At 55.9% G+C, this 9,713-nt stretch carries 9 protein-coding genes and 1 pseudogene; 8 read left to right on the top strand and 2 right to left on the bottom strand.

Annotated features, from left to right (window positions below):
* Nucleotides 1-155: 155 nt before the first annotated feature.
* On the bottom strand, nucleotides 156-731 hold the full coding sequence (locus tag RMS03_RS01165) for a 5-formyltetrahydrofolate cyclo-ligase (RefSeq protein WP_310625294.1): 576 nt from the start codon (nucleotides 729-731) through the stop codon (nucleotides 156-158).
* A gap of 13 nt (nucleotides 732-744) precedes the next feature.
* Here RMS03_RS01165 and RMS03_RS01160 point away from each other — a divergent pair, with 13 nt between their 5' ends.
* The 8 genes and pseudogenes from RMS03_RS01160 (at nucleotide 745) to RMS03_RS01125 (ending at nucleotide 8,306) form a co-directional block, all read left to right on the top strand.
* Nucleotides 745-2,787 (top strand): transglycosylase SLT domain-containing protein, encoded by a 2,043-nt coding sequence (locus tag RMS03_RS01160; protein WP_310625293.1) that lies wholly within the window; start codon nucleotides 745-747, stop codon nucleotides 2,785-2,787.
* A gap of 124 nt (nucleotides 2,788-2,911) precedes the next feature.
* The gene (locus RMS03_RS01155) at nucleotides 2,912-3,295 is read left to right on the top strand and encodes a hypothetical protein (protein ID WP_310625292.1); all 384 of its coding nucleotides are present in this window, start codon (nucleotides 2,912-2,914) and stop codon (nucleotides 3,293-3,295) included.
* A 201-nt stretch (nucleotides 3,296-3,496) separates the two neighbouring features.
* Nucleotides 3,497-3,784 (top strand): co-chaperone GroES, encoded by a 288-nt coding sequence (gene groES / locus RMS03_RS01150; protein ID WP_310625291.1) that lies wholly within the window; start codon nucleotides 3,497-3,499, stop codon nucleotides 3,782-3,784.
* 90 nt (nucleotides 3,785-3,874) lie between these two features.
* On the top strand, nucleotides 3,875-5,527 hold the full coding sequence (groL, locus tag RMS03_RS01145; protein WP_310625290.1) for a chaperonin GroEL: 1,653 nt from the start codon (nucleotides 3,875-3,877) through the stop codon (nucleotides 5,525-5,527).
* A 403-nt stretch (nucleotides 5,528-5,930) separates the two neighbouring features.
* Nucleotides 5,931-6,860, top strand: a complete 930-nt coding sequence (locus RMS03_RS01140; RefSeq protein ID WP_310625289.1) for a DMT family transporter — start codon at nucleotides 5,931-5,933, stop codon at nucleotides 6,858-6,860.
* 204 nt (nucleotides 6,861-7,064) lie between these two features.
* Nucleotides 7,065-7,265 (top strand): annotated as a pseudogene (groEL, locus tag RMS03_RS01135) (chaperonin GroEL); the annotation flags it as partial.
* A 200-nt stretch (nucleotides 7,266-7,465) separates the two neighbouring features.
* A complete protein-coding gene (locus tag RMS03_RS01130) occupies nucleotides 7,466-7,870 on the top strand; it encodes a type VII toxin-antitoxin system MntA family adenylyltransferase antitoxin (RefSeq protein ID WP_310625288.1) in 405 nt (134 codons plus the stop codon).
* Nucleotides 7,860-8,306, top strand: a complete 447-nt coding sequence (locus RMS03_RS01125) for a type VII toxin-antitoxin system HepT family RNase toxin (protein ID WP_310625287.1) — start codon at nucleotides 7,860-7,862, stop codon at nucleotides 8,304-8,306. Before RMS03_RS01130 ends, RMS03_RS01125 begins: the two co-directional genes overlap by 11 nt.
* Here the strand turns inward: RMS03_RS01125 and tal are convergent.
* Complete coding sequence (gene tal, locus RMS03_RS01120) at nucleotides 8,303-9,274, bottom strand: transaldolase (RefSeq protein WP_310625286.1); 972 nt, start codon at nucleotides 9,272-9,274, stop codon at nucleotides 8,303-8,305. The genes RMS03_RS01125 and tal overlap by 4 nt on opposite strands.
* Between the last annotated feature and the right edge of the window lie 439 nt (nucleotides 9,275-9,713).

The raw sequence follows: 9,713 nt of genomic DNA, 5'->3' as shown, positions 1-9,713 counted from the left end.
AACTCTCGTCGACGTGTGCGTTTACTTTGCAGCTCAAAGCCGCTGATCGATAGGCTGGTTTGTTTCATGTGTATTCAACGCAGTCTATGGCGTTCACGCTGTCAGGGTTTACAAGAAGGTTATGCAGATGTTCCCTAGGGGAGCGCTAGGCGGTGCTAGGCCATCGGCCACACCACGCCGTTGTCATTGAGCAGCGCGTCTAACGGCATGTCGTGTGGTTCAGGCATCAAGTCAGGCAAGAAGCCGTGGGTAAAGCCCAAGCCTGCGGTGAAGGGTTTTGGCAGCAAGGTCGCCAAGGTACGGTCATAAAAACCACCGCCATAACCTAAGCGAAACCCGCCTGGCCCATAGCCCACACAGGGCACAAACAGCAATGTAGGCACCACCACCTCGGTGTCTTTGGGTTTGGGAATGCCGTAGGCATCCTCCTCCATCGGGCAACCCGGATACCACGCGTGAAAGGTTAGTGTTTTGTGCGCCTTGTCCACCACGGGCAAGCCAATACGGCGACGCTGTGGCTGATCCAGCAGTTCACCATCTTCTTTCCATCGGTGCAACACAGGTAGCGGGTCAAACTCACCTTTGATGGGCCAGTAAGCGCCGATCACGGTGTCAGGGCGGTCAAACAACCAAATCCGCATCACGCGTTGCAGCAGGTCGGCCCGAGCCAGCCGGTCGGGCAAGTTCAAACGCTCTTCAATGAGCTGCTGGCGCAAGGTTTTTTTGTCCACGGATAATCAGGGTATGAAATTGTTTGTCATTGTGTCATTGTTCACCAACGTTTTACTCGCGCTGGGTGCGGCTCAACCCAGCCTAGCGGCCCCTGCGTCCAACAACGCACCGGCCGACGCGGTCATCACGGACATGGCCCAAGCCTTCAAGCGAGGCGACCGCAAACGCCTCACCGCCTTGCTACCCCAAGCCAAGGGCCACTTGCTCGAACCTTGGGCCGCGTACTGGGAACTCAAAGCCCGCCTGGACGAAGCCTCACCACAAGAAGTGCGCACCTTCTTAAGCCGCTACCCCGCCACCTACCAAGAAGACCGCTTGCGCAACGACTGGCTCTTGCTATTGGGCCAACGCCGCGACTGGACCACACTGAGTGACGAACACCCACACTACCGCATGCGTGATGACCGAGAGCTGCGCTGCTACTTCTTGACCATAGAGTTGCTGGAAAAAGGCCCGCAAGCCAACCCGGCTATCGCCGACGAAGTTCGCAAAAACTGGATGGCCATGCGCGAGGCCGACGACGGCTGCACCTTGGCGGCAGACCGCCTGTTCTTCACCCAACATTTCACCGCCCTCGACGTTTGGCGCAAAGCGCGCCTGATGGCGGAGTACAACCGTCCACGCGGCGCACGCAATGCCGTATACATCGTCGCCCCTGAAGCAGCCGATGCGGTGCCTGAGGCCGTCAACAACGCCGATAAGTTTTTGGCCACGCACATTGCTGCGCCACAAAAAGTACGCCAAGAGTTGGTGGTCATGGCCTTGGTGAAAGTCGCCACCACAGACCCCGACAAAGCCGACAAGCTCATGCGCAGCAAATGGCAGCCCTACCTCACCACCGAAGAGCGCCACTGGGTCTGGGGCGTAATAGGCCGCCAATCCGCCATGCGTTTGGACGACGATGCGCTGACGCACTTCGCCCGCGTGGCACATGACAAAGACCTCAACGACGACATGCTGGCTTGGAAAACCCGCGCAGCCTTGCGTGCAGGCAGTACACCCAAATGGAACGTGGTGGAAGCCGCCATCGGCGTCATGAGTGCGGAAGCACGCAGAGACCCCACTTGGATTTACTGGCACGCACGCGCCTTGTTGGCACGTAAAAAAATCACGCCACAAATCCAACAAGAAGCCAACGCCATGCTGGAGAGCATTGCTGGCGTGCGTGGCTTTTACGAGCAACTGGCCCTTGAAGAGCTGGGCCGCAAAGTCACCGTACCCGCTCGCCCCGCTGCGCCCACCGGAGAAGAAATTGACATCGCACGTCGCAACCCATCGCTGCAACGCGCGCTCTACGCCATTGGCATGGGCCTGCGCAGCGAAGGCGTGCGCGAATGGAACTACGCCACCAACTTGGTAGACGCCCAAGGCAAGGCCGGTGTGATGAGCGACCGTGAGTTGTTGGCGGCCGCACAACTCGCCTGCGACAACCAAGTGTGGGACCGCTGCATCAACACCAGCGAACGCACCCGTGTCGCGATTGACTTTGAGCAACGCTTCCCCATGCCGCACAAAGACGCCGTCATTGCACGCGCCAGAACCATCAACCTTGACCCAGCGTATGTGTACGGTCTGATTCGCCAGGAAAGCCGCTTTGTCACCGATGCCCGATCGCACGTGGGCGCAGCGGGCCTCATGCAAGTCATGCCCGCTACCGCCAAGTGGACGGCACGCAAAATTGGGTTGACCGGCTTTACACCCGACCAAATTACCGACCGCGACACCAACATCGCCATCGGCACCGGCTATTTGAAGTTGGTTCTCGACAGCTTTGAAGGCTCCATGCCCTTGGCGGCTGGTGCGTACAACGCAGGGCCCAGCCGCGCACGCCGCTGGCGTGCGCCCAACGAAGGGGTTGGCCCCGTGCTGGAAGGTGCGATTTGGGCAGAAAACGTGCCCTTCCACGAAACTCGCGACTATGTGAAAAAAGTGCTGGCCAACACCACCAGCTATGCGGCACTCATCACGGGTCAACCTCAGTCACTCAAAGCCAAACTCGGCATGGTCGGTCCGAGGGACGCAGCGGCACCCGCCGAGAATTTAGAACTGCCTTGACCCAAGCTACTGCGGCGGTCACCCCGTGCAAAATTTCACAATAGCCCTTGAACCAAGTGGATTCAAGGGTTAACCCTTATAATCAAACCTTACTCAAGTCTGACCCAGACATTTAAGGATTCTTATGACCACATTCGTCAACCTCAGCTACACCACCGAACACCCTGGCGTGACCCGTTTTGAGCGCGCGTACACCTCTGCTCGCAACCTCGTTCAGCGTCTGCAGCAAGAGCGCACCTATGCCGCTGTCTTGTTGATGTTCGGCGCGTTGAGCCTTATTGCATCGATCTACGACATCGTGGATGCGTCGCAAGAAGGTCAAGAACTGGGGGCTTGGGTGGTGTTGTGGGCGGCCATCTTGGTCTCGCTGGTGGGCGCTGGCAAATACCTCAAGCGTCAATTTCTGGCGTGGCTCAAAGCGGATCACGAAGCTCGCTTGTGGGACAGCGCCTTGACCGACTACCGTGTGATGGAAGACATTCGCCACGCACGAGCGCGCAGCCAATAAACGTCACGCATTCAAGCCTCATCCCAAAGCACCGCACTGTCGGTGCTTTTTTCATGGGCCAAGCTCTTGAAATACAACAAAATGGCCTAAAATTAGCATTCAATGACATAGAGTGCCAACAGCGCTGTGTCAGTGCTTAATTGGTGTCCAGCCTGTCTGGGTGCTGTGCTTGAAACCCTTTAGTTCCTATTTGGAGATGCAATGAAACTTCGTCCTCTCGGCGACCGCGTGATCGTGAAACGTATCGACAGCGAAACCAAAACCGCCTCTGGCATCGTCATTCCTGATTCAGCTGCTGAAAAGCCTGATCAAGGTGAAGTTTTGGCCGTTGGCCCCGGCAAGACCAATGACAAAGGCGAGACAAAAGCTTTGACCGTCAAAGTCGGCGACCGCGTGTTGTTCGGCAAGTACAGCGGCCAAACCGTCAAAGTGTCTGGCGACGAACTGTTGGTGATGAAAGAAGAAGACCTCTTCGCCGTCGTCGAATAAGTCGAACAACTTGCGGGACAGACCGACTGACGCGCGCAGCGCCCAGCCGCTCTGCCCTCAACTGATTAAATAAATTTTGGAGTTAGAAAAATGGCAGCAAAAGACGTAATTTTCGGCGGCGAAGCCCGCGCACGCATGGTTGAAGGCGTGAACATTTTGGCCAACGCGGTCAAAGTGACTTTGGGCCCTAAGGGTCGCAATGTGGTTCTGGAGCGCTCTTTCGGCGCCCCCACCGTGACCAAGGACGGTGTGTCCGTGGCCAAAGAAATCGAACTCAAAGACAAGTTGCAAAACATGGGCGCGCAGATGGTCAAGGAAGTTGCTTCCAAGACGTCTGACAACGCCGGCGACGGCACCACCACCGCGACGGTGTTGGCTCAAGCCATCGTGCGCGAAGGCATGAAATACGTGGCCGCTGGCATGAACCCCATGGACTTGAAGCGCGGCATCGACAAAGCAGTGACTGCCTTGATCGAAGAGCTAAAGAAAGCCACCAAGGCCACCACCACCAGCAAAGAAATCGCCCAAGTCGGTTCGATCTCTGCCAACAGCGACCACAGCATTGGTGAAATCATCGCCAACGCCATGGAAAAAGTGGGCAAAGAAGGCGTCATCACCGTGGAAGACGGCAAGTCGTTGAACAACGAACTCGACGTGGTGGAAGGCATGCAATTCGACCGCGGTTACCTGTCGCCTTACTTCATCAACAGCCCAGAAAAACAAGCTGCTTTGTTGGACAACCCCTTCGTGTTGTTGTTTGACAAGAAGATCAGCAACATCCGCGACTTGTTGCCCACACTGGAAGCCGTTGCAAAAGCTGGCCGTCCATTGCTCATCATTGCTGAAGAAGTTGAAGGCGAAGCCTTGGCAACTTTGGTAGTCAACACCATCCGTGGCATCTTGAAGGTTGTGGCTGTCAAGGCTCCAGGCTTCGGCGATCGTCGCAAAGCCATGTTGGAAGACATCGCCATCTTGACCGGCGGCAAAGTGATTGCTGAAGAAGTGGGCTTGACACTCGAAAAAGTGACTTTGGCAGATCTGGGCCAAGCCAAGCGCATCGAAGTGGGCAAAGAAAACACCATCATCATCGACGGCGCTGGTGCTGCTGCTGACATCGAAGCCCGCGTCAAACAAGTGCGCGTGCAAATCGAAGAAGCCACGTCTGACTACGACCGCGAGAAGCTGCAAGAGCGCGTGGCCAAGTTGGCTGGCGGTGTGGCCGTGATCAAGGTGGGCGCTGCTACCGAAGTCGAAATGAAAGAAAAGAAAGCCCGCGTGGAAGACGCCCTGCACGCCACGCGCGCTGCTGTGGAAGAAGGCATCGTGGCTGGCGGCGGCGTGGCCTTGCTGCGTGCCCGTCAAACGACTGGCACCATCAAAGGTGACAACGCTGACCAAGACGCTGGTATCAAGCTGGTGTTGAAAGCCATCGAAGCCCCTCTGCGCGAGATCGTTTACAACGCGGGCGGCGAGCCATCGGTGGTGGTGAACGCGGTGTTGGCTGGCAAAGGCAACTACGGCTTCAACGCTGCCAATGACACCTATGGCGACATGATCGAAATGGGTATCTTGGACCCCACCAAAGTGACACGCACTGCTTTGCAAAACGCAGCGTCTGTGGCCTCTTTGATGTTGACCACCGAGTGCATGGTGTCAGAAGCTCCCAAAGACGAAGCCGGCGGCGGCATGCCTGATATGGGTGGCATGGGCGGTATGGGTGGTATGGGCGGCATGGGCATGTAATTGCTTCTCAAGTCCGTTCGCTCTGAGCTTGTCGAAGGGTGAATCACAAGACTTATCTGTTAAGGGCTTCGCGGCTTGAGCTGCGAAGCCCTTTTTCGTTGGGTGATTGAATTTTGACTGAGCGACACAAGCAAAAATTTTCTCTGGCCCACTATCAGCAACACGCGCTAGCCTAATGCGTTCGCAAGGACCGCTCGCAAATCGATCACTGAGAGTTAATCCTTGAGTGGCGATCGCTTGATTGACATAAACACCAAGCTTCTTTTGCTGCATACCCCTCAACTAGGAAAGTTGCTTCACGTTGCAATGCTCATATTGTTTGAACCATTTTTGTTACCAAAAGTTAACCCTCGAAAAGGGTGAGTGCAATCACGCTCTAACACCCATCACAAGCACATACAACATGAACCGAATCACCACTACGCCCGCCTCGTCTCCGCAGACCTCGTCCTCGATCGAGACCGAGGCATGTCTTCTGGGGGTTCTGTCAGTAGCCGCCTTTGCCCTCACGCTGCCCTGCGCCAAGGCTCTGTCAGGACACCTCAGCGCGATCCAAATTGGCCTTTTTCGGTCGGTGCTAGCGGCGCTGGTAGCGGCGCCCGTGCTACTGTTTATTGGGTCTGCTAGGCCGAATTTTTCTCAGTTCAAACGTTTACTTCTGATGTCCCTGGGTGTGGTGTATGGCTTTCCGGTGCTGACCGCTGTGGGGATGCAGCACGTACCCGTTGGACACGGGGGCGTAGTGCTGGCGGCCTTGCCGCTAGCCACCGCCATCTTCGGTACGCTCATCACCAGAGACAGTCCGCCAGCGTTTTTCTGGCTGGCATCGGTCGGCGGCTTTGTAGCAGTCGCCTTGTTCGCTGGCCTACGCAGCGAACAAGGCGGTGGCTTTTACCTAGGCGATCTCGCACTACTGGGTGCCGTCGTGCTCGCCGGATTCGGCTACGCCCAAGGTGGTGCACTGTCCAAGGAAATGGAAGGATGGGAGGTAATGTGCTGGGCCTTGGTGTTGAACCTGCCCATACTGGCGATGTTGTCCCTTTGGCAATTCGACGCAAGTCAGTTCGAGACATTTGGCCCCATCCAATGGGGCGCTCTTGCCTTCCTAGCCTTTGTCAACTCGTTGTTAGGCTTCTTTTCTTGGAACCGGGCCCTAGCGCTTGGCGGCATACAGCGCATTAGCCAGCTACAACTGCTTCAACCTTTCTTCACCTATGGCTATTCGATCTTGCTGATGGGGGAACACTTCGATCCACTAGCCTTGGTGGCTTGTGTGACAGTGATCGCTTTGGTCGTGGTGTCCAAACGGGCACTGATAAAGCGAACGCACTGACATTCGATAAAGAACTAATCGCAGAGTTTGTTGAACTTCCCGCCGGTCGTGCCGATGTTGTTGATGGGTACATACCGGAGCCCGCTAAGGTGACCCGCGCAATGGACTCGTGGTCAACCATATTGATCAAGCAATGAGCGGGCACTGCAATGCGGCCAATCAACTCTGACTCGCCAAACTGCTGGCCCCATTAAAGGTGACGTTGCTACCAACGACACCTACGGCGACATGATCGAAAGGGGTATCTTGGGCGCCACCAAAGTGACACGCACTGCTTTGCAAAACGCAGCGTCTGTGGCCTCGTTGATGTTGACCACCGAGTGCATGGTGTCAGAAGCTCCAAAAGAAGAGTCAGGCGCTGGCGGTATGCCTGATATGGGTGGCATGGGCGGCATGGGCATGTAATTGCCAGGCTCCTTGCCTGAGGCGCCAACCCGGCGTTGCAAGGGCTTGCCGTGACGATGCCACTGTCTACGCCCTTGCGCCTTGGTTTAGCGACTCATGCTGCGTCGGGATGCTTGGTTGCAGACTGACAAACCCAATAAAAATCCCTGCAAGCGATTGCAGGGATTTTTTTCGTTGACGCCATACGACACAATAGCGACATGGACACCACGCCTATCCTCTTGTGCCTAAGTCAACGACTGCCCAGCCTGATGGCTGTCTATGCATTTGGCAGTCAAGTCAAGGATGCGGGGCGTCACGCGAACGCCAATAGCGACCTTGACCTCGCTGTATTGGTCGAAGGTTATGCAGATCCTTTACAGCTATTTGATTTGGCAGGCGAATTGGCTGATATCGCACATTGCCACGTCGATCTTTTAGACATCCGAGCAGCCAGCACCGTGATGCAAAACCAAATCTTGACGCAGGGCAAACGTTGGTATGCAAAAGATGTGCGCGTGGGGCTTTTTGAAGCGGCCATGCTGAACGAAAAGATCTACCTCGATCAAGCACGACAACGGCTGGTTCAAGAGGTGATGGAACGAGGCTCCGTATATGGCCGATGACGTGCTATTGAACAAAGCAGCGGCCATTGAGCGTTGCGTGGCACGAGCCCGTGAAGAATACGACGCAGATCCTCATGGGTTTGCCACAAACTTCACACGTCAAGATGCGGCCATCCTCAACATTCAACGCGCCTGTGAAGCTGCGCTAGATATGGGGCAACACATCATTCGCCGCGAATCATTAGGTTTGCCACAAAGCGCAAGGGACGTTTTTGAGCTATTAGCTCAAGGCAGCTGGATTCAACAACCCTTGGCCGAAGCGATGAAGCGCATGGTTGGTTTTCGTAATGTCGCGGTTCACGAATACCAAACGCTACAGCTACCCATCACGGTCAACATCATCACGCATCACCTCGACGAATTTGCGGAATTTAGTCGATGCCTGCTGCTCAAAGATGGCACCACAAGCGTGTCATCTTCTACGCCCCGCATTTAGGCGTTAAGCATCAACGCTTCTAGCTTCACCGCGTCCACACAGAACGCGCGAATGCCTTCAGCCAATTTCTCGGTAGCCATCGCATCTTCATTCATGGCGTAGCGGAACGATGCCTCGGTGTGATGCACCTCGGATAAGTCCAGCCGCATGGCAGCAGCCGCGCTCAGCGCTTGCGCTAAAGGCTCGTTCGAGGCACCCAACTGCGCCAGCAATTCGGGCGCAATGGTCAATAAATCGCAGCCCGCCAAGGCGGTGATTTGACCCACGTTGCGAAAGCTCGCACCCATCACCTCGGTCTTGATGCCGTGGCGCTTGTAGTGGTTGTAAATCGCACGGACTGACTTCACGCCAGGGTCATTCGCGCCCGCGTTGTCCGCCTCGACCCACCCACCGCTTGCGCTGGTGGTGACTGCACCACCCGCTGACTTTTTGTACCAGTCATAAATGCGCCCCACAAACGGGGAAATGAGTTGCACCTTGGCATCGCCACACGCCACCGCTTGAGCGAACGAGAACAACAAAGTGAGGTTGGTACGAATGCCTTCACGCTCTAGCTCAGCAGCGGCTTGAATACCTTCCCACGTGGACGCGATTTTGATGAGCACACGCTCGCGCTTCACGCCTTGCGCTTCGTACAAAGCCATGATGCGTTTGGCACGCGCCACATTGGCGGCGGCGTCAAAGCTCAAACGCGCATCCACTTCGGTGGACACACGCCCCGGGATGGTGGACAAAATCTCACAGCCAAAGCGCACCAACAAGCGATCGATCTGCGCGTCCATCGGCTCGTTGCCGTGGGCGGCCACGGTGGCTTGAAGCAAAGGCTGGTACTCGGGCTTTTGCACCGCTTTCAAAATCAGCGACGGGTTGGTGGTGGCGTCTTGCGGCTGGAATTGAGCGAGCTGCTTGAAGTCGCCCGTGTCAGCCACGACGGTGGTGAATTGCTTGAGTGCGTCGAGTTGGTTCATCTATCAATTATCAGGCCAATCAAACTGATGGCCGAGGTCTGGCAGAGGGGATGGGATAATTTCAACACTATGAAAATTTCGACACAACGCGCAATTGATCGCTGGGTAGGCCAGGCATTGTGCGCCCTGCTTTCGGTGTGGTCCAAGCTGATCACGGCATGGGCACCTCAGGCCCACCTGCAACGCGACACCCAAAATTTTGGTCATCTTGCTGTCGGAAATGGGCTCGGTCGTGTTGGCCAAGGCGATGTTCGATCACCTCAAAGCCAAGCACTCCGGCGCCGATTTGCACGTCTTGCAACGGCGGATTCAAGGACGAAGTGCAACACGCTTTAACGAGGCATGGAATACCTCGTGAGGTGTCTTGAATCCTAGTCGCTTTCTGGGGCGGTGATTCAATCGGTTTTCAATCATAGTCAATTCCTCATCCGTCACGGTT

Source organism: Limnohabitans sp. (assembly GCF_031538885.1).
Classification (GTDB): domain Bacteria; phylum Pseudomonadota; class Gammaproteobacteria; order Burkholderiales; family Burkholderiaceae_C; genus Limnohabitans.
The sequence above is the reverse complement of the archived record's forward strand: the minus strand, read 5'-3'. Positions and strand labels throughout refer to the sequence as shown.